Annotated in this window: 23 protein-coding genes and 4 tRNA genes; 1 reads left to right on the top strand and 26 read right to left on the bottom strand. The window is 41.3% G+C overall.

Going from position 1 to position 23454, the window contains the following annotated elements; genetic code table 11:
* Positions 1-61 precede the first annotated feature (61 nt).
* The 15 genes from MHB45_RS24400 to MHB45_RS24470 all read right to left on the bottom strand — a co-directional run bounded on the left by MHB45_RS24400 (position 62) and on the right by MHB45_RS24470 (position 11102).
* Positions 62-134 (bottom strand) — tRNA-Phe (locus MHB45_RS24400).
* 29 nt (positions 135-163) lie between these two features.
* Positions 164-239, bottom strand: a tRNA-Asp gene (locus MHB45_RS24405).
* Positions 240-262: 23 nt separating this feature from the next.
* Positions 263-334 (bottom strand) — tRNA-Glu (locus MHB45_RS24410).
* Between the two features lie 8 nt (positions 335-342).
* Positions 343-418, bottom strand: a tRNA-Lys gene (locus MHB45_RS24415).
* 275 nt (positions 419-693) lie between these two features.
* A complete protein-coding gene (locus MHB45_RS24420) occupies positions 694-1986 on the bottom strand; it encodes an adenylosuccinate synthase (RefSeq protein ID WP_034316136.1) in 1293 nt (430 codons plus the stop codon).
* 281 nt (positions 1987-2267) lie between these two features.
* The gene (gene dnaB, locus MHB45_RS24425; RefSeq protein WP_034316139.1) at positions 2268-3632 is read right to left on the bottom strand and encodes a replicative DNA helicase; all 1365 of its coding nucleotides are present in this window, start codon (positions 3630-3632) and stop codon (positions 2268-2270) included.
* 140 nt (positions 3633-3772) lie between these two features.
* Positions 3773-4222: a 50S ribosomal protein L9 gene (gene rplI / locus MHB45_RS24430; protein ID WP_034316140.1), complete on the bottom strand. Its 450-nt coding sequence runs from the start codon at positions 4220-4222 to the stop codon at positions 3773-3775.
* Positions 4219-6189 carry a DHH family phosphoesterase gene (locus MHB45_RS24435; RefSeq protein ID WP_034316142.1) on the bottom strand — a complete coding sequence of 657 codons (1971 nt, stop codon included), beginning with the start codon at positions 6187-6189 and terminating at the stop codon, positions 4219-4221. The genes rplI and MHB45_RS24435 overlap by 4 nt, the downstream gene beginning before the upstream one ends.
* Before the next feature lie 41 nt (positions 6190-6230).
* A complete protein-coding gene (locus MHB45_RS24440; RefSeq protein WP_048687977.1) occupies positions 6231-7178 on the bottom strand; it encodes a YybS family protein in 948 nt (315 codons plus the stop codon).
* Positions 7179-7414: 236 nt separating this feature from the next.
* Complete coding sequence (gene rpsR / locus MHB45_RS24445; RefSeq protein ID WP_034316147.1) at positions 7415-7654, bottom strand: 30S ribosomal protein S18; 240 nt, start codon at positions 7652-7654, stop codon at positions 7415-7417.
* Positions 7655-7701: 47 nt separating this feature from the next.
* Positions 7702-8229, bottom strand: coding sequence for a single-stranded DNA-binding protein (gene ssb / locus MHB45_RS24450; RefSeq protein WP_034316149.1), 528 nt, complete (start codon positions 8227-8229; stop codon positions 7702-7704).
* Between the two features lie 69 nt (positions 8230-8298).
* On the bottom strand, positions 8299-8583 hold the full coding sequence (gene rpsF / locus MHB45_RS24455; protein ID WP_034316153.1) for a 30S ribosomal protein S6: 285 nt from the start codon (positions 8581-8583) through the stop codon (positions 8299-8301).
* A gap of 194 nt (positions 8584-8777) precedes the next feature.
* A complete protein-coding gene (gene ychF / locus MHB45_RS24460) occupies positions 8778-9878 on the bottom strand; it encodes a redox-regulated ATPase YchF (RefSeq protein WP_034316156.1) in 1101 nt (366 codons plus the stop codon).
* 170 nt (positions 9879-10048) lie between these two features.
* Positions 10049-10246: a DUF951 domain-containing protein gene (locus MHB45_RS24465; RefSeq protein ID WP_048687975.1), complete on the bottom strand. Its 198-nt coding sequence runs from the start codon at positions 10244-10246 to the stop codon at positions 10049-10051.
* A 19-nt stretch (positions 10247-10265) separates the two neighbouring features.
* The gene (locus MHB45_RS24470) at positions 10266-11102 is read right to left on the bottom strand and encodes a mechanosensitive ion channel family protein (protein WP_048687973.1); all 837 of its coding nucleotides are present in this window, start codon (positions 11100-11102) and stop codon (positions 10266-10268) included.
* A gap of 371 nt (positions 11103-11473) precedes the next feature.
* Here MHB45_RS24470 and yyaC point away from each other — a divergent pair, with 371 nt between their 5' ends.
* The gene (gene yyaC, locus MHB45_RS24475) at positions 11474-12109 is read left to right on the top strand and encodes a spore protease YyaC (RefSeq protein ID WP_048687971.1); all 636 of its coding nucleotides are present in this window, start codon (positions 11474-11476) and stop codon (positions 12107-12109) included.
* 49 nt (positions 12110-12158) lie between these two features.
* Here yyaC and MHB45_RS24480 read toward each other — a convergent pair whose 3' ends face one another.
* The 11 genes from MHB45_RS24480 to rpmH all read right to left on the bottom strand — a co-directional run bounded on the left by MHB45_RS24480 (position 12159) and on the right by rpmH (position 22560).
* Positions 12159-12860 (bottom strand): DUF554 domain-containing protein, encoded by a 702-nt coding sequence (locus tag MHB45_RS24480; protein WP_072272172.1) that lies wholly within the window; start codon positions 12858-12860, stop codon positions 12159-12161.
* A 52-nt stretch (positions 12861-12912) separates the two neighbouring features.
* Entirely contained in the window at positions 12913-13776 is an 864-nt protein-coding gene (locus MHB45_RS24485) for a ParB/RepB/Spo0J family partition protein (protein WP_048687966.1), read from the bottom strand.
* Positions 13769-14530 (bottom strand): ParA family protein, encoded by a 762-nt coding sequence (locus MHB45_RS24490; RefSeq protein ID WP_034316249.1) that lies wholly within the window; start codon positions 14528-14530, stop codon positions 13769-13771. The genes MHB45_RS24485 and MHB45_RS24490 overlap by 8 nt, the downstream gene beginning before the upstream one ends.
* Before the next feature lie 260 nt (positions 14531-14790).
* Positions 14791-15651, bottom strand: a complete 861-nt coding sequence (gene noc, locus MHB45_RS24495) for a nucleoid occlusion protein (RefSeq protein WP_034316169.1) — start codon at positions 15649-15651, stop codon at positions 14791-14793.
* Between the two features lie 380 nt (positions 15652-16031).
* Positions 16032-16748, bottom strand: a complete 717-nt coding sequence (gene rsmG / locus MHB45_RS24500) for a 16S rRNA (guanine(527)-N(7))-methyltransferase RsmG (protein WP_034316171.1) — start codon at positions 16746-16748, stop codon at positions 16032-16034.
* 29 nt (positions 16749-16777) lie between these two features.
* On the bottom strand, positions 16778-18664 hold the full coding sequence (mnmG, locus tag MHB45_RS24505; protein WP_034316172.1) for a tRNA uridine-5-carboxymethylaminomethyl(34) synthesis enzyme MnmG: 1887 nt from the start codon (positions 18662-18664) through the stop codon (positions 16778-16780).
* A 21-nt stretch (positions 18665-18685) separates the two neighbouring features.
* Positions 18686-20071, bottom strand: a complete 1386-nt coding sequence (mnmE, locus tag MHB45_RS24510) for a tRNA uridine-5-carboxymethylaminomethyl(34) synthesis GTPase MnmE (protein WP_048687958.1) — start codon at positions 20069-20071, stop codon at positions 18686-18688.
* Positions 20072-20407: 336 nt separating this feature from the next.
* Positions 20408-21028 carry an RNA-binding cell elongation regulator Jag/EloR gene (jag, locus tag MHB45_RS24515; protein ID WP_048687956.1) on the bottom strand — a complete coding sequence of 207 codons (621 nt, stop codon included), beginning with the start codon at positions 21026-21028 and terminating at the stop codon, positions 20408-20410.
* A complete protein-coding gene (gene spoIIIJ / locus MHB45_RS24520) occupies positions 21025-21813 on the bottom strand; it encodes a YidC family membrane integrase SpoIIIJ (protein ID WP_048687953.1) in 789 nt (262 codons plus the stop codon). The genes jag and spoIIIJ overlap by 4 nt, the downstream gene beginning before the upstream one ends.
* Before the next feature lie 175 nt (positions 21814-21988).
* Complete coding sequence (gene rnpA / locus MHB45_RS24525; RefSeq protein WP_048687950.1) at positions 21989-22345, bottom strand: ribonuclease P protein component; 357 nt, start codon at positions 22343-22345, stop codon at positions 21989-21991.
* A gap of 80 nt (positions 22346-22425) precedes the next feature.
* Positions 22426-22560: a 50S ribosomal protein L34 gene (gene rpmH, locus MHB45_RS24530; protein ID WP_034316183.1), complete on the bottom strand. Its 135-nt coding sequence runs from the start codon at positions 22558-22560 to the stop codon at positions 22426-22428.
* Positions 22561-23454 lie beyond the last annotated feature (894 nt).

The raw sequence follows: 23454 nt of genomic DNA on the forward strand, positions 1-23454 counted from the left end.
TTCAGAATCCTCTGGGCACATAACAAAAAAACGCCCTAAAGGAAAGGCGTTTATACAAGGATGGCTCAGGACGGAATCGAACCGCCGACACAAGGATTTTCAGTCCTTTGCTCTACCGACTGAGCTACTGAGCCAAATATTCTATTTTAGAATAAAAATAAAATGGCGGTCCCGACGGGAATCGAACCCGCGATCTCCTGCGTGACAGGCAGGCATGTTAACCGCTACACCACGGGACCAGTAAAGCATATATATAAAGAAGTGACCCATACGGGATTCGAACCCGTGTTACCGCCGTGAAAGGGCGGTGTCTTAACCGCTTGACCAATGGGCCGAAAAAAATGGTGAGCCATGAAGGATTCGAACCTTCGACCCTCTGATTAAAAGTCAGATGCTCTACCAACTGAGCTAATGGCTCGTTCTAATGAAATGTTTCTTTGCTGGATGTTAACTTACCATCTGCAGCTTGTTAATGGCTTGTTCTATTGTGACGACGCTTTTGATAATATCATGGTTCTTATAGTTTAGGCAATAGTTTTTAGAAATAAAATTATTTTTTTCTTATTTTTTTTATTTTCCCTATAGTTTTCATCCACATTCACTCGGTATCCCGGACCTCCGAACGTGACATAATGCATCGATCTTAAAAATGAAAGAAGAGCCGGCAAAAAAAGCCAGCTCCTTTTTCATGAATTACGCTAGACGCCAAGGGCTTCTCACGACATTTGTTTGGTTACGGTCAGGACCGACAGAGAAAGTGGTCAAAGGAATGCCTACCAATTGAGATACGCGCTCTACATAGTGGCGAGCGTTCTCTGGAAGCTCATCCAATGATTTGCAGCCTGTGATGTCTTCTGACCAGCCTGGCAGCTCTTCATAGACTGGTTTACATTCACCAATCGCTTTCAAAGTCGCTGGTACCTCATGAATGATTTCGCCTTTGTATTCATAGGCCACACAAATTTTGACCGTATCAAGACCTGATAATACGTCAATCGAGTTCAATGATAAATCGGTAATCCCGCTGACACGGCGAGCATGGCGAACGACAACAGCGTCAAACCAGCCTACACGGCGCGGTCTGCCTGTAGTTGTACCATATTCACGGCCAATTTCCCGGATTTGGTTACCGACTTCATCATGCAATTCTGTAGGGAAAGGACCATCGCCCACACGGCTTGTGTATGCTTTACATACTCCAACCACATGGTTGATCTTCGTAGGACCTACACCCGAACCGATTGTAACTCCACCTGCAACCGGGTTGGAAGAAGTGACGAATGGGTATGTTCCTTGATCGATATCAAGCATGACACCTTGTGCCCCTTCGAATAATACCCGTTTTCCTTCATCAAGTGCGTCATTCAATACAACGGATGTATCACAAACATATTTCTGCACTTGTTGTCCGTACTCATAGTATTCTTCCAAGATATCTTCGATTTTGAAACCTTCCGTTTCATAGAAGCGTTCGAACATACGGTTTTTTTCGACAAGATTTTGAGACAATTTTTCCTCGAAAATTTCACGGTCCAAAAGGTCTGCCATGCGGATTCCGTTACGAGCAGCTTTGTCCATATATGCAGGGCCGATTCCCTTTTTAGTCGTTCCAATTTTGTTGGCGCCTTTACGGTCTTCTTCGACTTCATCCAATTTGATATGGTAAGGAAGAATGACATGTGCACGATTCGAGATACGAAGATTATCCGTACTCACCCCATGGCTATGTAAATAAGCAAGCTCCTCTACAAGAGCTTTTGGATCAACTACCATACCGTTTCCAATGACACAAATCTTATCACTATAAAAAATCCCTGACGGAATTAAATGCAGTTTATAGGTAACGCCGTTAAATTTAATTGTATGCCCTGCATTATTCCCACCTTGATAACGAGCGATGGCTTCCGCATTCTGGGATAGAAAATCTGTTATTTTACCTTTACCTTCGTCTCCCCATTGTGTACCGACTACTACAACTGATGACATCTGAATAAAGCACCTCCAAAGGTTCACGTAATACCGATCATTAACCGGTTCTTATCAAACAAACCTATTTTATCAATAATCCAAACTGGAAGTCAATACAAAATCCGAACAATACACTTTTTAAAAAATTCTTTGTTCGTAAATATGAGAAATTTCTTTCCGGTTTTTTTAGGATTGTCAAACATTATTGTACCCTCTGATTTCTTTTTCTATTATCATTAGGGCCTTTCTTTTTCCTGAAACAGAGAAAGCCCGCCATTGCATGAATGGCAGGCAGTCCCCTATGCGCCGGGAGACATCGAATCATCATCGAAGCGGCGTTCGAGATTAACGAATTTATTATACTCTTTTACGAATGCAAGCGAAACCGTGCCCACCGGACCATTACGCTGTTTCGCTATAATGATTTCAATGATATTTTTATTCTCGGATTCTTTATCATAATAATCATCACGGTATAAGAAGGCGACGATATCAGCATCTTGCTCGATACTCCCGGATTCCCGGATATCAGACATCATCGGGCGCTTATCCTGACGCTGCTCCACTCCCCGCGATAGCTGGGATAGGGCGATGACGGGCACTTTAAGTTCACGAGCCAGCGCTTTGAGTGAACGTGAAATCTCGGATACCTCTTGCTGACGGTTGTCGCCTGAACGGCCATCGCCTTGAATTAACTGCAGGTAATCGATCAATATCATGCCAAGGCCATGTTCCTGCTTCAAACGACGGCATTTTGAACGGATTTCACCAATCCTGACACCTGGCGTATCATCGATATAAATGCCGGCATTCGACAAGCTTCCCATCGCCATCGTCAGTTTACGCCAATCCTCATCAGTTAAGGAACCTGTCCGTAAATTCTGGGCGTTGATATTCCCTTCAGCACAGAGCATACGCATAACGAGCTGCTCTGCACCCATTTCAAGACTGAAAATCGCTACATTCTCCTCCGTTTTGGTCGCAACGTTTTGAGCGATGTTCAATGCAAAAGCGGTTTTACCAACCGAAGGACGGGCACCAACTATGATGAGGTCATTACGTTGGAACCCCGCTGTCATTCGATCCAGTTCAGCAAACCCTGTCGGTATTCCCGTGACATCCCCTTTACGGGTAGTCAAAATTTCTATGTTATCGTAAGTCGCAACCAATACATCCTTAATATTTTGAAAAGACCCGGAATTCTTACGCTGGGCCACTTCCATGATCGTTTTTTCTGCTTCACCGAGCAGCTCCTCGACCTCATCCTCGCGACTGTAGCCTTCCTGAGCGATGTTCGTCGCAGTCCGGATCAAACGGCGCAGCAATGACTTCTCCTCGACGATGCGGGCATAATATTCAATATTGGCCGCGGTAGGCACCGATCCGGCCAATTCACTTAAATAAGAAACCCCGCCAACTTCTTCAAGGTTTTTTGTCGCAGCCAATTCCTCCGTCACCGTAATCAAATCGACAGCTTTTCCTTCGTCATTCAATTTAAGCATCACATTAAAGATTTTTTGATGAGAGCTTCTATAAAAATCCTCTGGAATCAAAACTTCCGATGTAACGGTCAATGAAGAGGGCTCAAGAAAAATGGCTCCAAGCACAGCCTGTTCGGCTTCTATATTTTGAGGTGGAATCCTATCCTGAAATTGTTCTATCATATCTTAAAACCTCCCATTCTAAGAGGATACCTTTTATATGTTTCTAGTAAAAAAGAAAAAAGTGAAAGGACAACGTGCCCAATCACATTTTTCGTCTATCTCTATTTTATCAATTTTTCACAGATATGAAACAGCTAAAATTAGTTAATTTCTTTCACATGCACAGTCAGTGTCGCAGTGACTTCAGGATGAAGCTTGACTGGAAGCTTTGTATGCCCTAAAGTGCGGATGCCTTCAGCAAGCTCCATTTTACGTTTATCAACCTTGATACCGTGTTTTTTCTGAAGCTCAGATGCAATTTGTTTAGTCGTGATGGAACCGAATAAACGCCCGCCCTCACCGGCTTTGGCAGATAGTTCAACCGTTAATTTCTCCAGCTGCACTTTCAATTCTTCAGCCTGCTGCAGCTCTTCTGCTGCAAGTGATTCTTCTTTATTTTTCTGTGCTTCCAAAGTTTTCACGTTTGAATTATTTGCTTCAACGGCCAATCCTTGTTTAAGCAGGAAATTATGTGCATAACCATCCGCAACATTTTTAACTTCCCCTTTTTTCCCTTTACCTTTAACGTCTTTAAGAAATATCACTTTCATTCTTTATATCCCCCTTCTAAATATTCATCAATAGCTGCTTTCAATCGACTTTCGGCTTCATCAATGGAGCATACCTGTTGAGTGGCGGCATTCGTTAGATGTCCGCCTCCATTCAGCATTTCCATGATCACCTGTACATTGATATCACCAAGAGAACGCGCACTTATGCCCACCGTATCATCAGACCGCTTAGCCATTACAAAGGAAGCGACAACGCCATCCATCGTCAATAGGGTGTCCGCAGCCTGAGCAATGAGCACCTGATTATGAACCTGATCGGTTTTTGCCGCGGCAATGGCAATTCCCTTTTTATAAAAGATGACTTCTTCAATGAGCTTCGAACGTTTGATATAGGTGTCCACGTCTTCTTTTAAGAATTTCTGGACAAGTACCGTATCAGCTCCATGCGCCCTTAGATAAGAGGCAGCATCGAAAGTACGTGATCCTGTTCTTAAGGTGAAGCTTTTCGTATCGACGATGATACCTGCAAGAAGCGCCGTCGACTCCAGCATATCAATTTTTGAGCGTTTCGGCTGATATTCAAGCAGTTCCGTCACAAGTTCTGCCGTTGAAGATGCATATGGCTCCATATAGACGAGCAATGAGTTCTTGATGAACTCCTCACCCCGCCGATGATGGTCGATGACCACAACCTTATCGATTCTATTCAATAACCGCTCTTCAATCACCATGGAAGGTTTATGGGTATCGACCACAACCAGCAAGGTCTCATCCGTAATCATTTCTAATGCATCATCAGGTGTTATGAACCGGGCATACAGCTCTTCTTTATTTTTGATCTCTTCCATTAAACGAAGGACACTGCTGTCGAGCTGCTGGGTGTTTATGACAATATAGCCTTCACGTTCATTCATTTGGGCAACTTTCAAGATGCCGATCGCTGAACCGATTGCGTCCATATCCGGGTTTTTATGGCCCATGACAATGACTTTATCGCTATCAAGGACTATATCCTTCAATGCATGGGAAATCACACGGGCACGGACTCTCGTGCGTTTTTCCATCGGATTGGTTTTGCCGCCATAGAATTTCACTTTTCCATTCGCTTGCTTTATGGCCACCTGGTCACCGCCCCGCCCTAAAGCGAGATCCAAGCTGGACTGGGCAAGCGTACCTAGTTCCGGCAAGGATGACACGGCCGAGCCGACCCCGATGCTCAAGGTAAGTGGTACATTTTGCTTGGCCGTCGTTTCCCTGATTTCATCCAAAATCGAGAATTTGCCCTTTTCAAGCTGCTGAAGGATATGCTCATTAAAGACAGCGATGAATCGTTCCGAGGAAACCCGCTTAAAGAAAACGCCATTATCCCTTGCCCACTTATCGAGAAGTGAGGTAACCAAGCTATTAATGCTGCTTTTACGCTGATCATCCATACCCTGTGTCAAATCATCATAATTATCAAGAAGAATGATCGCAATTGCCGTTCGCTCATCTTCATATAATTTCTCAATTTCCACTTGCTCCGTCACATCAAAAAAGTAAAGAAGCCTTTCATCACGCTTATGGACCACCTTGAATTTCCGATCGTGGAGCGTAAGTGTCTCTGTCTCGATCTCTTGCTTGATTAACGGTACTATCGAGTCCGCAACATCGTATAGCGATCTTCCTGCCAAGGAGTCTTCACTAAAACAAGAAGCCAGGAATGGATTGGTCCATTCAATGTAATAATCCTCATTAAAGAGCATGATCCCAATCGGCATTTCCAATAACGCTTCCTCGCCCACCTTCTTTAAACGGTAGGATAAAGTCGTTATATACTCTTCTGTCTTCCGTTGCTTTTTTTCTACCATTCTTAATGTTAAATAAAATAAACCAGCAAGAATCAAAAGTCCAACAAGTGCAATAACCCAATTATAATAAGCCAGTACGCCCAAAAGTAAAACGACTGCGGCCAGCACCCCATACAATGGGGACTTAATCGAGTATTCTTTCAAATAAGATGGCATAGTTTCAGCTCCTAAAAGCATCTGTTTTACAAAAAAGTCTTCTATTCCTTTTTCTTGATTGTCTCCCTAAAAGGAAAGCCTAAATCTATTATACCTAAAAATCGGACGGCCGTCGTTATAATCGGAATCGGCAGAAGCAAAGAAAAAACCACAATTAAAACAGGTATCGCCTTAACCCATGACTTAACATGAGCGATATAGAATATCAGGGAATATCCTTGTAATAAAATGAAGAACTGCAGTATGAAAAATAGGTTCGTTATGGCCATATATACAAAACTGTTCTTGTCCGTATTCACAAAAAGAGCAAGAAGCATCGTAATTAAATAATACCATAAAAGGCTTTTCGGGAGTCGCAGATCCCGAAAATGAGGCCATTTTAACGCCTTATCACTGAACCTCTTCACAATGGGATGCGCTGCAAAGAAAATCAATAAAACCATGATGACGGACATCAAGACGAACAAACTTGGCATCAGCGTGTTCATCATATCGATTGATTCATACATCCGCTTTTGGACTTGTTCCGTCGGTGCCTGTCCAAAAGAATCCATGATGCCGATTGTATTTTCAAGGGACTCCTCGGCCATGTTCATCGATTCCTCTATGTAATTAACATCCGTTATCAACACTGAAGCTGCATATATTAATAAAATGCCTCCCAGGAAGACAAGGACTGCGCTTATGAACATAGGTGCCATCGGTTTGTCCTTTTTCAAAAAATAGCCGATCGCAATTCCCGTTGCCCCCATGAGCAAGGTCAGCGGAACAGACAATATCGTCCCGATGAGGATCGACAATAACGAGGCTACAAATAAGTAACCAAGGCTCCACGATAACTTTTGTTTGATTGTGACCAGTATGAATGGAATGGGTAAAAAGAAAGTAGTGAAAATACCCAATAGTGGGATTTGAATGGTGATGAACAATAAAATGCAATATAGTGCCAGAAGTGCTCCGCCCTCGGCAATTCGTCTCCCGCTATTCATCTTTATTTCACCCCCTGTTATGATCGATGTCTTATCTCCATCTTTATATTGTATCCGTTACGGCCAGGATATTTCAAACATCACAGTCTTTTTTGGGATATGATTTTTTTTTCTGAGGAAAACACCCGGATAAATTTCTTCTGAAATAAAAAAAACGCCATTCAGCGGTTTACAGGCATAAGTGACAACTTATTAAAAAAGGCACATTAAGGATTGCTCCTCAATGTGCCAATTTATTATTCACCAGATACATATGGTAGTAATGCCATAGTACGTGAGCGTTTAATAGCAATCGTTAATTTACGTTGATATTTAGCGCTTGTGCCAGTTACACGACGTGGTAAAATTTTACCGCGTTCTGAGACGAATTTTTTAAGAAGATCTACATCTTTGTAATCAATTTTAGTGATTCCGTTAGATGTGAAATAACAAACCTTTTTACGCTTACCGCGTCCTTTACGTCCACCCATTGCCATAATAAATTTCCCTCCCTGCATTTTGAATTTTCATTTCAAACGGCTGTTTAAAATGGAAGATCGTCATCTGAAATGTCGATTGTCTTACCGTCATTTGCAAATGGATCATCATCTACACGAGTGTAGTTGTTATTGCTCCGTTGATTCTGATTAGGATTTTGTCCATACGAATTGTTGTCATTTCCGTTATTATTGCCATAACTTCTTTGACCCCCACCGTAAGAACCGCCTTCATTTCTTTCACCCGCTGAACTGCTTCGTGGTTCAAGGAATTGAACGCTCTCAGCCAGAATCTCCGTCACATATACGCGTTTGCCGTCTTGTCCTTCATAATTACGTGTTTGGACACGTCCATCCACGCCAGCTAAACTGCCCTTTTTCAAGAAGTTAGCTACATTTTCTGCCGGTTTACGCCAAACTACACAGTTAATGAAATCCGCTTCACGTTCACCTTGCTGATTCGTAAAACTACGGTTCACAGCTAAAGTAAAGGTAGCTACGGGAACTCCATTAGGTGTATATCGTAATTCAGGATCTTTAGTTAAGCGTCCTACCAAAACTACGCGATTCATCATCAGAATCAACCCCTAGGTTTCAAGCTTGTTTCATGTGAAACAAGATTAGAATTTATATTAAATATCGAATTATACTTCTTCTCTAGTAGCCATGTGGCGAATAATGTCTTCACTGATTTTAGCTAGACGATCGAATTCTTGAATCGCAGCACTTTCAGCGTTAACTTTAAGAAGCATGTAGTAACCATCACGGAAATCATTGATTTCATATGCAAGACGGCGTTTACCCCATTCTTTTGCTTCTACTTCCGCACCATTATCAGAAAGGATTGTGTTGAAACGTTCAACTAAAGCTTTTTTAGCTTCTTCCTCAATGTTTGGACGGATGATATACATAATTTCGTATTTTCTCATCACTGTCACCTCCTTTTGGTCTAAGCGGCCCAATTGGGCAAGGAGCAATTATTTATAATTACTCACAAGATAAAATTATAGCATAGTTAAAGAGGCTTTGCAACGAACGGTTCGACTTATTACAATTAAATGTAATCTAATGGTTTAAGTCTTAAAAAAAGACCCTACATATGGAATGGTAGGGTCTTTGATTCTTATACGTTGAAACGGAAATGGATGACATCGCCATCGTTAACGATGTATTCTTTTCCTTCCAAACGAACTTTACCCGCTTCTTTTGCGGCACCATGACTGCCCGCTTCAAGTAAATCGGTATAAGATACCGTTTCGGCACGGATGAAACCGCGTTCGAAGTCCGTGTGAATGACGCCGGCACATTGAGGGGCTTTCATTCCTTTGCGGAATGTCCAAGCCCGCACTTCCTGTACACCAGCTGTAAAGTATGTTGCCAATCCAAGCAGATTATAAGAAGCACGGATCAACTGATCTAGACCTGACTCCTCGATGCCAAGTTCAGATAGGAACATTTCCTTTTCTTCACCTTCAAGCTCTGCAATTTCTTCTTCGATTTTGGCACAAATCACGATTACTTCGGCATTTTCCTTAGCGGCATATTCACGAACTTGCTGTACATATTCATTATCGTCAGCATTCGCCACTTCATCTTCGCTCACGTTCGCCACGTAAAGCGTCGGCTTAGCTGTAAGTAAATGCATGCCCTTCACAATTTTTTGCTGTTCTTCGGTAAACTCGACGGAACGTGCAGGCTTTTCATCTTCCAATGCTTCTTTTAAAGCCACAAGGATTTCATGTTCTGCTACAGCGGCTTTATCTTTTTGCTTGGCCATTTTTCCGACACGGTCGATGCGTTTGACAACAGATTCCAAATCGGCAAGGATCAATTCAAGATTGATGACCTCGATATCATCGATTGGATTTACTTTTCCGGAAACATGGGTAATGTTATCGTCTGCAAAGCAACGGACGACTTGACAAATTGCATCCACTTGACGTATATGAGAAAGGAATTTATTACCTAATCCTTCTCCTTTACTTGCTCCTTTTACGATCCCGGCGATATCAGTGAATTCAAATGCTGTCGGAACCGTTTTTTTCGGTTTTACCAATTCAGTCAATTTTTGCAGACGGTGATCTGGCACTTCCACAATCCCTACATTCGGGTCGATCGTACAGAAAGGATAGTTGGCAGATTCCGCACCTGCCTGAGTTATTGCATTAAATAAAGTGGATTTACCTACGTTAGGCAAACCGACTATACCAGCTGTTAAAGCCATTTATATTTCACTCCTTCAAGATGATTCGTACAAATGGGAAAAGGACTGATCTTCTATAAAGACCATCCAATTACCTAAACCTTTCCCAATTATAGATTTCGCTTCCTAAAAAGACAAGTAAATCATGAGAAACGCCGGACTACTTTCACTCCCCAAAAAAAAAAGCATGATCACCCCTCATGCTTTTGCAGAACTTTTTTCATTTTCTTCGCGAATTCACGTCGAGGCAGCATCACGCTATGACCGCATCCTTCACATTTTATCCGGATATCCATTCCGAGCCGTATAATTCTCCACTTATTCACTCCACAGGGATGTGGTTTCTTCATTTCCACAATATCCTTAAGTGCAAATTCCTTTTCTTCCATAATCATGGGCCCCCAATTCCTATGACTCGCTGCCATTGTACGTAGATTTAATCCCACTTGCATCAAGCGCAGCACTTATTTCTTTTCTTAATATCCTACTGATTTCAATGTGATGCATCGGCTTTGTTTCCGCTTTAATCCGAAAGACGATTTCTTCAGGACTGATTTTTTCAATTCCCAAAAATTCAGGAGCTTTGATCAAGGCTTCGTATTTGCCTTCCATACTGTTTAAAAGATCAATCAGCACCTTCTCAGCACGCTCGGTCGATCCATCGTTAGGTATGGTCACATCAACTATTGCCACACTATTTAAAATGGAATAATTCGTAACCTGGATGATGCTGCCGTTGGGTATGAAGTGCAATTCACCTGCACCGCTTTTAATTTTCGTCGTACGAAGCCCGATTTCAATGACTTCCCCTTCAAAAGTATTGATTTTAATATAATCCCCAACCGAGAACTGATCTTCAAAGATAACGAAAAACCCGGTAATTATATCCTTGACCAAACTTTGTGCGCCAAATCCAATGGCCAAACCGAGAACACCGGCACCAGCGAGTAATGGCATTACATGAAGACCAAGAATCTCCAGAATCATCAACAAGGCAATGAAATTGATGACATAGGTAATGATATTTTCCAGCAATTTAATGAGTGTCGCTTCCCTGCGTTCCGTTACACGAATGGGACTTCTTAAACGTGCTTTGAAAAATTTATTCAGAATAGTCTTTCCTATTGTAATAATAATACGCGATAACAGCAGAACAAGGAAGATTTTAATAATGCCCTCGCCCATCAGCAGCCATATCTTTTCATCCAATATCTCTTTTGCAACGTTATCATAAATGCGATCCATATTTTCCTCCTGCCTAATGCAAATAACAGCAAAACTATTATATCTTCGACGTATTCCTCTACCCTCCATGCATGGAGGTAACCATGAAATAGAGAGATTTTTTCTATTTTATCAATAAATAATGGTTTCTGTACAAAAAAATTATGGGTATATAGTTAATAGAATTTAGAAATTTTTTCCCGAACATTCAAATGATTATTTACTAGAAAGTATAGATGAAAGCAATTGGTAGAGGATAACGTCGATTCATATCCCCTTCACCTGTTTGCATGTTTTGCAAAAAATTCCCTCACCCATCATGTTAAATACCGTATATTTTCCTCTTTTTATCCGTATACTGTAATACCAAATAAAGTAAAGGAGTTGAGCCGATGAATCTGAATTCTAGTCTATTTAATAATAATAAAAATAGATTAAGTCGCATCCTGCATGAAGATACGGATGCATCCAAACAAATTTCCCAGGAATTAATCAACCTCCTCCCAACAGGAAAGCTTCAACCAATCGTCATCGTCTGCATAGGCACAGACCGTTCCACAGGCGATTCACTCGGACCACTTGTCGGCACTCTGCTTAGTGAAAAGGCTGAAAGCAGTTCTTCTTCATTCCATGTTTATGGTACTCTGGATGACCCTATACATGCGATGAATTTACAGGAAAAATTAAATGAAATTAAAAAGCTGCATGCCAATGCCTTTATAGTCGGAATCGATGCTTGCTTGGGGAAAATGAAAAGCGTCGGCATCGTTCAGATCGGCCAGGGACCAGTTAAGCCGGGTGCCGGGGTCAATAAAGATCTTCCTTCCGTCGGAAATGCCCATATTACAGGAATCGTGAATGTAAGTGGATTCATGGAGTTCATGGTCTTGCAGAACACGCGTCTTAATCTTGTGCTAAAAATGGCCAAAACAATTGCCGAGGGGATTTATGAAGCACAAAATCATTATCCAATAAAACCTTCCATCACTCCTTTCACATGGTCATTCAAGCAAGAAAAAACCCTTTGATCGGTTTTTTCATAAAAAAGAAGGAAGGGGCCAGCCCCTTCCTTCTTTTTTATACATAATACATGAAAGTAACCAGAATGGCAGTGACCATTATGCCCGGAAGCAGATTCGCCACCCTGATTTTGGTGACACCGATAATATTCAAACCAATCGCCAAAATCATGACTCCACCAGTTGCCGTCATTTCCAATATGAAGGAATCCATTAATGCAGATGGGATCATCGTATTGATCTGCCTTGAAAAAACCGCCAGGAATCCCTCATAAAGAATGATCGGAAATGCTGAAAAAAGTACCCCTATGCCTAGCGTGCTGGCGAGGACAAGTGCTGTGAATCCATCGATTATCGCTTTTGTTATCAAAACGTCATGATCATTCCGGATACCGCTATCCAGGGCACCGATAATGGCCATCGCCCCAATCCCAAATATGAGCGTAGCCGTTACAAACCCCTGAGATATCGAGGTTCCTTCCTTCGCTTTCATCCTGCGTTCAATCCAATTGCCTAAAGAATTAAGCCTGCCCTCAAGATTCATCCATTCACCGAGGACCGCCCCGCCGACAATACTTAAAATGACAACAAGGAAATTATCACTTTTAAACCCCATCTGCAAACCTAAAACCATCACGGCTAAACCGATACCGCTCATGACCGTTTCTTTAATCTTTTCAGGTATACGTTGTAAAAACCTTCCTAAAATCGAGCCGATTAAAATGCAGGCACCATTCACCAAAGCCCCTAATAATACCATCTCATCCACCTAATTTTCTGCATAAGTCTTCATGATCTTTTCATAAGGGGATCTAAGAGGAAAGGTTCTCTTGATCGATCAAGTTCAAAATTCTCTCTAAATCTTCTTTTGAAAAGAATTCTATTTCTATTTTTCCTTTTTTCTTGCTTTGTTTTATCGTTACGCTCGTTCCTAGTCTTTCACGCAGACTTGTCTCCCTTTGCTTTATGAAGATATCTTTTTTCTCTTGTTTCTTAGGTTTGGTTTCACGTGAAACGGTATCATTCAATTGATGTATATACTGCTCTAGCTGTCTGACATTCATACCTTCCTTGAGGATTTTATCCGCTACCGGCTTGAGCATCTCTTTTTTCTTTAAACCCAGCAATGCCCGGCCATGTCCCATGGAAATTTCCCCATCGGAGATATATCTCCTAATTCCTTCAGGCAAAGATAGTAATCTAACATGGTTGGCAATATGGGGTCGGCTTTTTCCCAGCCGGTTGGCCAGCTGCTCCTGGGTGAATTCCAATTTTTCAAGAAGCGTTTGATAAGCGGCAGCCTCCTCGATCGGATTCAAATCTTCCCGTTGCAGGTTTTCCAAAATGGCCAGTTCCATCATCTGCTGTTCACTCAATTCCCTCACAACGACTGGAACTGTCTCTAAGCCAGCTTCCTTGGCAGCACGATAACGCCTTTCCCCAGCCACGATTTCATATCCCTTAATACTTTTCCGGGCAATAATCGGCTGTAATATCCCATGCTCCATGATGGATTGCTTTAATTCCTCTATAGCTTCTAGCCGAAAGCTCTTTCGGGGCTGATAAGGATTTGGCCTTAATTCCCTTAATTTGATTTCGCGCACGATTTCATCTTTACTGATCTCCCCACTGTTGAAAAGTAGTGCGTTAAGTCCTTTGCCAAGCCCTTTAGCCATTTGATACCACTTCCTTTGCCAATTCTAGATAGACCTCCGCCCCTCGTGACTTTGGATCATATATAATTATCGGTTCTCCATGGCTCGGTGCTTCACTCAAACGGACATTGCGGGGAATGATGGTTTGGTAGACTTTATCCTGAAAGTATTTTTTGACTTCTTCTATGACCTGGAGACCTAAATTTGTTCTTGCGTCCAACATCGTCAATAGCACACCCTCGATTTTCAAATCATGGTTCAAATGCTTTTGGACGAGGCGGACCGTATTCAATAGTTGACTCAAACCCTCCAATGCATAATATTCACATTGTACCGGGATCAAAACAGCATCGGCGGCCGTTAAGGCATTAAGCGTCAGCAAACCCAATGATGGAGGGCAGTCAATCACAATGTAATCATACTGGCTTTGCACCTCTTCTAACGCCCTTTTTAATCGGACTTCCCTTGAGATGGTTGGAACAAGTTCAATTTCTGCACCCGCAAGTTGAATTGTCGCAGGTATAGCATATAGGTTTTCTACCTTTGTTTCCATGATAACGGTACTGGCCTCAACATCATCAACCAATACATCATAAATACATTGTTCCACATCTGCTTTGTCAATACCTGCACCGCTTGTCGCATTTCCCTGCGGGTCAATATCGACCATTAAGACTTTCTGTCCAATGTATGCAAGACAAGCACTTAAACTGACAGAAGTTGTCGTTTTTCCAACACCGCCCTTTTGATTGGCAATGGCGAGAATCTTACCCACGAATTCACCCGCTTTCAACTATCTTCATGACGCTATATCTATTGATTTTTACCGTGAATCCAATTATTTCTTTCTATTTTATCATGAATGTTACTGGAAGAAATCGTTTTCTGAAATTCCTCTTAAAATTTGAAATACATCTAAAAGCAGTAAAAATCCAGGAAAAGTTGAATGTTTTAAAAGTGGAAAATGCCAGTTTTGGAGAGAAAATAAAAAAAGCTTGGTAATCGGAGACTACCAAGCGGGCTAAGGATGGGGAATCAAGTTTTTTTCTTGGGTATTTTAATCGTGAACTGATAATACTCCTCGAATTCTTCTTCCTCTGCATCCAGATTTATTCCATTGTCTGTAACCATACTGAGTGATTGGCGGATGGTATTCACGGCAATCCTCATGTCTTTACTAAACGCTTTTCGCTTAGGTTTCGGCTTCTGCACAGTACCCGTTAAGAGCTTGACGACCTGCTCTTCGGTCTGCTTGACGTTTAACCCTTTTTCGATGATTTCCAAAAGCAGTTTTAACTGCTTTTCAGGACTCTTTAACGGTATCAACGAGCGGGCATGGCGTTCCGTAATTTGCTTTTGAAGAAGTGCATCCTGAACCTCCTGCGGCAGCTTAAGCAGCCGCAGCTTATTCGCCACGGTAGATTGACCGATTCCCAGTCTTTGTGCCAGGGCTTCTTGGGTTAAACTATGCAGCTCCAATAGTTTTCCGTAAGCCAAAGCTTCTTCAATCGGTGTCAGTTCTTCACGCTGAAGGTTTTCTATCAGCGCAACCGAAGCCGTTTCTGTATCGGTGAAATCTTTGATTATAGCAGGTGCCAATTCCCAGCCAAGCTTTTGCATGGCCCGGAAACGACGCTCACCTGCAATGATTTCATATTTTCCCTGACCATAAGCCCTTACTACAATTGGTTGAATGATCCCATGTGTATGGATCGTTTGAGCCAATTCGGCAATTTTATCGTCATTAAAAACGGTCCTTGGTTGAAATCGATTAGGCACAATGTCAGAAATGGAAATTTTTCTTATTTCTTCATTATTATTGCTAGGTGTCTCCATCTCTAGTTGCTCTTCTTCTTTTTCGCCAAACCCAAAGAACCGCGAAAAAGGATGCTTCATCTTCCTACACCACCTTTTAAAACTCCCAAATAACATATTCTCTATTTAAAGGACAAGTCCTGCATACATTTCCCGACATGGTTATACATATGGCCCTTCACTGTAAAAAACATGTCGACTGGCACCATCAAGGCAATAATGAGGGTCGACGGCCAGTTTTTATAAATATCGGCCGGCATTCCCAAAATTATTTCCCTGAATCAGCCAGCTAAGGGCAAACATCTTAACCTGTACCGAAAATGCCTTCTTGTTGGCAAATGCAGTATTAAGTGAAAATAATAAGGTCATACATTTATAGTAAAAGAAAATAAGGGCAAGTACCAGCCATATATATCTGAATCCTCTGCTCTTACTATGAAATCATACTCATCGTACAGAGGTTATTCAATAGGCTGCTTATTCGGTGTCCCTGGTTTTCTTGGGTATTTTTTAGGAGTCTTCTTCACTTTTTTTACAGTAATGATGTTTCTTTCACTATTTTCCTCTGGCAATGTGAAAGGATGAATTTCTTCGATTTCTCCGCCTAATGTAAAAATGGCCTTCTTCCCTGTGTCCATTTCATCTTGTGCACTAGCCGCTTTCATGGCAATGAACGTCCCATCCAGTTTAACAAGCGGCAAACATAGTTCACTTAAAACCGACATCCTGGCTACCGCCCTCGCCATGACAATATCATAGGATTCGCGATGCTCGGGTTTTTGGGCGAAGGTTTCCGCCCGGTCATGATAAAAAGATACTCCCTTTAATTGCAATGAATCCGCAAGGTGATTCAAAAAAGAAATTCGCTTATTCAAGGAATCCACAATCGAGACGTGGATATCAGGGAAACAAATCTTCAATGGAATACTCGGAAATCCAGCTCCAGCCCCAACATCGCAAATTCGATAGGATTCGTTAAAGTCAAAATAGAAGGCTGCACTGATTGAATCATAAAAATGCTTAAGATAAACTTCTTCTTTATCTGTGATGGCTGTTAAGTTCATCTTTTCGTTCCATTCCACCAATAATCGATAATATGTGTCAAACTGATCAAGCTGTTGAGGAGAAAGCTCGATCCCTTTCTCCAGCAGTGCTTGTTGGAACTGTTCAATATTCATATTTTTTCAATCCTTTTCGGGTATTTCCGTTACTGAGACACTCTGGCAATCTTACCTTGTTCCAAATAAACAAGCAGAATGGAAACATCAGCGGGATTCACACCGGAAATTCTTGAAGCCTGAGCTACTGATAGCGGGTGGACCTGCTTTAATTTTTGACGTGCTTCCGTTGCAAGACCAGAAATTGCATCATAATCGATATTCTCTGGAATCTTTTTGTTCTCCATTTTTTTCAGGCGATCGACTTGCTGCAAGGATTTTTCGATATATCCTTCATACTTGATCTGGATTTCGACCTGTTCCGTCACTTCTTCACTCAGTTCGACATCACTTGGCGCCAACTTCTGAATATGGGAATAATCCATTTCAGGCCTTTTCAATAAATCGGATGCACGGATTCCATCCTTTAACTCACTGCCGCCACTTGCAGTAATGACTTCTTGCACCTCTTTGGTCGGTTTGATGAAGTTTGATTTCAATCGTTCCTTTTCCATTTCAACCGCTTCTTTTTTCATAAGGAAACGTTTGTAGCGTTCTTCTTTGATCATTCCGATATTGAATCCAATTTCCGTTAAGCGTAGATCGGCATTATCATGACGCAATAATAAACGATATTCTGCACGTGAAGTCAGCAATCGGTATGGTTCATTCGTGCCTTTCGTTACAAGGTCATCAATGAGAACACCAATATAGGCATCCGAACGGCTTAAAATCAGTTCTTCCTTACCCATTGCATTCAATCCTGCATTAATACCGGCCATCAATCCTTGTCCTGCTGCTTCTTCATAGCCGGATGTCCCGTTAATTTGGCCAGCAGTATATAGATTTTTGATTTTCTTCGTTTCAAGTGTAGGCCATAGCTGCGTAGGAACGATGGCATCATATTCAATTGCATATCCAGCACGCATCATTTCCGCTTTTTCAAGTCCCGGAATTGTTTGCAGGATTTTCACTTGCACATCTTCAGGCAGACTGGTGGATAAACCTTGCACATAAACTTCCTTTGTATTGCGACCTTCAGGTTCCAAGAAGATTTGATGCCGTGGTTTATCATTAAAACGAACGACTTTATCTTCTATAGATGGACAATAACGCGGTCCGGTTCCTTTAATCATTCCGGAATACATTGGTGAACGGTGTAGATTCTCATCAATGAGCTGATGTGTACCCTCATTCGTATACGTTAACCAGCATGGCAATTGATCCGTTATGAACTTTGTTGTTTCATAAGAAAAGGCACGAGGCACTTCATCGCCAGGCTGAATTTCCGTTTTGCTGTAGTCTATAGAAGAACTATTCACACGTGGAGGAGTTCCTGTTTTAAAACGGACCAAATCAAATCCTAACTGCTCCAAGTGTTCGGAAAGCCTGATGGAAGGCTGCTGATTATTAGGGCCGCTTGAATATTTCAGTTCCCCTAAAATGATTTCACCGCGTAAATATGTTCCCGTCGTGATTACGACAGTTTTCGCACGGTACACTGCACCTGTTTTAGTGATGACACCCGTACATACGTCGTTTTCAACAATTAATTCCTCTACCATTCCTTGAATCAATGTCAAATTTTCTTGGTCTTCTATCGTCTTTTTCATTTCTTGCTGATAAAGAAATTTATCTGCCTGCGCCCGCAGAGCACGAACGGCCGGACCTTTTGCCGTATTGAGCATCCTCATTTGAATATGGGTCTTGTCGATATTTCTTCCCATTTCCCCGCCTAAAGCGTCAATTTCCCTAACGACTATCCCTTTTGCCGGCCCGCCGACGGAGGGATTGCATGGCATAAAGGCGACCATATCCAAGTTAATGGTGATCATCAACGTTTTAGCTCCGACTCTTGCAGCTGCAAGGCCTGCTTCACTGCCAGCATGCCCGGCACCAATAACAATGACATCATAGCTACCTGCTTCGTATTGCATATCCTTTTCCTCCTTTTACGATTATTTTCCTAAACAAAATTGAGAGAACAATTGGTTGATCAAATTATCCTGAACGCTTTCGCCAATGATTTCTCCAAGTAACTCCCATGCTTTCGTGAAATCGATTTGAACCAAATCAACCGGTGTACCCATTTCAATAGCATCAATTGCATCTTCGATTGCCTGTAATGCCTGTCCCAGCAAAGCTATATGCCTTGCATTGGAAACATAGGTCAGGTCTCCCGTTTCTAAAGAACCTTCGAAAAATAAAGAAGCGATCGCTTCTTCCAATTCATCGACCCCTCGATCTTCCAGTAATGAAGTCGTAACAACTTTATGGGATGTCGCCTTTTCCTTAACCTTTGCCATATCGATTTTTTGTGGAAGGTCTGTTTTATTGATGATAACGATAACATCCATTCCTTCAACCGCTTGGAATAGTTTCTCATCTTCAGTAGTGAAATCATCGGAATAGTTCAATACAAGCAATATTAAATCCGCTTCTTTTAATACTGCACGAGACCGTTCAACTCCAATTCGTTCAACGATATCTTCCGTTTCGCGAATTCCTGCTGTATCGACAAGTTTAAGCGGTACACCGCGAACATTGACATACTCTTCAATAACATCACGTGTTGTACCTGGAATATCAGTGACGATCGCTTTGTTTTCATGAACTAAGCTGTTAAGCAATGAAGATTTTCCGACATTAGGACGACCTATGATAACGGTCGCAAGCCCATCCCGAAGGATTTTCCCCTGTTGGGCCGTATGAAGCAGTTTCTCTATTTCATTCTTCACATAACTGCCTTTTTCCAAAAATAAACGATGCGTCATTTCTTCGACATCATCATATTCCGGATAATCTATATTTACCTCGACTTGAGCGAGGGTCTGTAAAATTTCCTGACGCAGATTTTGGATTAATTTCGAAAGCCGGCCTTCCATTTGACCTAATGCAACATTCATGGCTTTATCCGTTTTGGCACGGATTAAATCCATAACGGCCTCAGCTTGGGAAAGATCGATCCTGCCATTCAAAAAGGCCCGTTTCGTAAATTCACCAGGTTCCGCTAAACGAGCACCTTGTGAGAGAATAAGCTGCAGTACCCGATTGACCGAAACGATTCCACCGTGACAATTTATTTCAACTACATCTTCCCTTGTAAATGTCTTTGGACCCATCATGACCGAAACCATGACTTCCTCTATGATTTCACCTGTTTTAGGCTGGATAAGGTGGCCATAATGAATCGTATGTGATTTCACTTCAAGCAATCCTTTTCCACCTGGTCCTTTAAAGATCCTATCGGCTATTTCTATGGCCTCATCACCGCTGATTCTAACGATGGCGATTGCCCCTTCCCCTAAGGGAGTAGAGATAGCGGTGATTGTATCGAATTCCATGCTTTCACCTCTTATATATTGATGGTTCTATTTTTTTCTGATAATAAAATCGTCGAATCCCTAAATTACTACAATACCACAGTATATTCATGAAAAAAAGTAGATACTCCTTCCTTCCAAGAGTTATCCACACGCCATTAATCCATATTCTGTAACAACCATTTTAACTTATCCACATGTGAATAACAAATATCGCCCGCTTCATTTTCTTCCATCCCCTTTACGGATCAAGAAAATATAAAAAGTTTGTCACTTATTGTTGAATGGAAAATTCGCAAAAAAAATATTCGACATACAATGGCTAAAAAAAAGAACCCCTGCTTAAAAGCAGAAGGTTCATTTAAGTGGAGTAATGACCAAGTGACGATATGGCTCCGTCCCACTTGAGGTTGTTTTTATTTTTGGATAATCCAGGAGAGCATTATGGATGACCTTACGTTCATAGGATGGCATCGGCTCCAATGAAACAGCTTTACCTGTTTTCGTGGCTTTATTTGCCATTCTTTCAGCCAATTGGATTAAGGTGTCATTGCGGCGGCTTCGATAATCTTCTGCATCTACGGTAATATTCAAAAACTGCTTCGAATATCGATTAGCTACCAGCTGTGCTAAATACTGAAGTGAATTTAGTGTTTGACCCCTTTTTCCAATCAATAATGCAATTTTATCACCTGATAAATGGAATGTTACGTTCTTACCTTTACGGGTGACATCTATTTGTGCATTGACTTCCATTTCGACGCAGACATTCTTCAAAAATCCAAGTGTCTCTTCAATGGGATCCGGAGGCAATGTAACATGGACGATTGCCTTCCTTGCACCAAATAAACCAAAAAACCCTTTTTTGCCTTCATCTTCTACTTCAATTTCCACGCGATCCTTCGTGCTGTTCAATTGAGCTAAAGCTAAATTTACTGCTTCTTCGACAGATTGTCCTGTAGCAGTCACTTTTTTCACTTTTTCTTTGCCCCTCCCGCGTTTTCCGCAGCTGCTTTTCTAAGATCCGGACCTTTGATGAAATATGTTTGCACGATCCCAAAGATGTTACCAACTACCCAGTAAAGAGAAAGAGCAGCGGGGAAATTAATAGCAAATACAACAATCATGATTGGCATGATGTAAAGCATCATCGTCATTTGTGCAGCCATTTGTGGGTTGGAGTTCATTCCAACCATGGACATCTTTTGCTGGATGAAAGTCGTGATACCTGCAACGACCGGTAAAATATAATAAGGATCCGGGGAACCTAAATCAAACCAAAGAAAACTATGTAAAGCAATTTCTTCCGTACGGCTGATTGCATGGTAAAATCCGATCAAAATCGGCATTTGCACCAATATCGGCAAACATCCCGCCAATGGATTCACATTATATTTCGAAAATAGAGCCATTGTTTCTTGCTGTAGTTTTTGTTGTGTGGCAGCATCTTTTGAGCTGTATTTAGCTTGAAGTTCTTTCATTTCAGGCTGAATGGCCTGCATGGCTTTCGAGCTTTTCACCTGTTTGATCATTAATGGAAGTAATGCCAGGCGAATGATTAGTGTAACGCCGATGATTCCCAAACCATAGTTCTCGCCGAATGCTTCAGAAAGCCAGATGATCAGGGCTGATAATGGATAGACAATGTATGAATTCCAAAAACCTTCACTATCCGCAGTAATAGGTTCTTTAATTTCCGTACACCCTGCCAACAGCATCATTATCGAGGCTAGTCCAATAATGAGTAATATTCGTTTTTTCAACCGTAATTTCCTCCTAACTGCAATCAATCTTTTTTGAAACAATTGTGAACTGTTTATTAGAAGATTTCAAGGAAAAGTAATCCACTTTTACCACAGTTACAATCGGAATTTTCTATGTCATCTTACTCAAGTAACCATATGATACGAGGAGTGCTTATTCGATATTAAGGGGACTTTATTGTTTTTTCATTTTAAAGTTTAGTGATTTAGAACGCTTCAGGACATGTATCAAGCTGCTTTTCACCTGGAAAAAGTCCATCTCCGCCGCTGGTTTTCGAGCAATCACAATATAATCCTTACCCTCTTCTATATCTTCTTTCAATTCCAAAAACGCTTGCCGTATGTATCTTTTGATTTGGTTCCTTACAACGGCGTTCCCGATTTTTTTACTGACAGAAAGGCCGATCCTAAAATGATCCTGACCCGGCTTTTCAAGGACATAGACAACGAATTGCCGATTAGCAGAAGATTCACCTTTTTTAAACACAAGCTGAAATTCATCCTCTTTCTTAATCCTTAACTTTTTTTTCATTTTTACACCTTCATTACATGAATTGAGTCTCAGTAAATCCCTTATTTTGCGAAAAAAGACCACTGAGACTTTTCAGTGGTCTATGCAGATAATACTTTTCTGCCCTTACGGCGACGTGCAGCGATTACTCTACGTCCGTTTTTCGTGCTCATACGTGCACGGAAACCGTGAACTTTACTATGTTTGCGGTTATTCGGTTGATAAGTTCTTTTCATTATATGACACCTCCCTGAGGAATAACAGTTAAAGACAGTCTTTACAATTATATAGATGGAGGTTTCTACTTGTCAACCTCATCCATAAAAAATTTCTTTTTTTAATGCTCAATGTCCAGTAGGCCTTTTTTTACTACCTAGCCTATTGTAAATGATTTTGCCCCGAACTGATATAGAAATTTTTGGGGAAAGGGAAATTTCCATCATTTTATCCTTTAGCACGAATATGAAATTCGCAAGTATCCTCCTTTCCGACACAACATTCGACAAATTATAAGAATGAACCTGAATCACTTTCGATCTTTCCCCATGGAGGTCTTCCGCTTGAACACCTGGTTCATATCAAATTAATTCGAGCCTATAATCACCGTCTGTGGATAAAATTCGACATGTTTTTTTCTATCCACATCCCATTTTAGAGACTTTTGCACATAACAATGGCCTGTGGAAAAGTTTTTCCCACAAGCTCGGTAAGTTGTGGATAAAGTTTTCTAACCCATTGCAAGACGCCTGAATTTCTGATATTATATTTGTGTTTTCACTCTGAATAACTTTATCAACAGGTAACGTTTATCCACAGACTGTGAATAACTTGTGGATAGTTTATCCGACCTGTGTATATTAATCTGTCCACAGATGGTGGATATTGTCGAAAACCCTTTTTTCTTCTTTATTATATATTTCTTAAAATACCTGTTGATGAATTAACATTCAAATCTACACTGGCTCACCAGATGTAGTCTGTACAAAGGTTGTACAGCGCAAGATATAGTTTTGGGCACTTCACATTACACAACACAAAAATTCCTTAATACAGCTCACCGAACCTTTGCTGTCAAAATTAATATGAAGACGGCAATCGATGAGTTTATTTGTGCCTATACATTTAAATAA

It is taken from the genome of Peribacillus sp. FSL K6-5616 (assembly GCF_038008245.1).
Classification (GTDB): Bacteria; Bacillota; Bacilli; order Bacillales; family DSM-1321; genus Peribacillus; species Peribacillus frigoritolerans.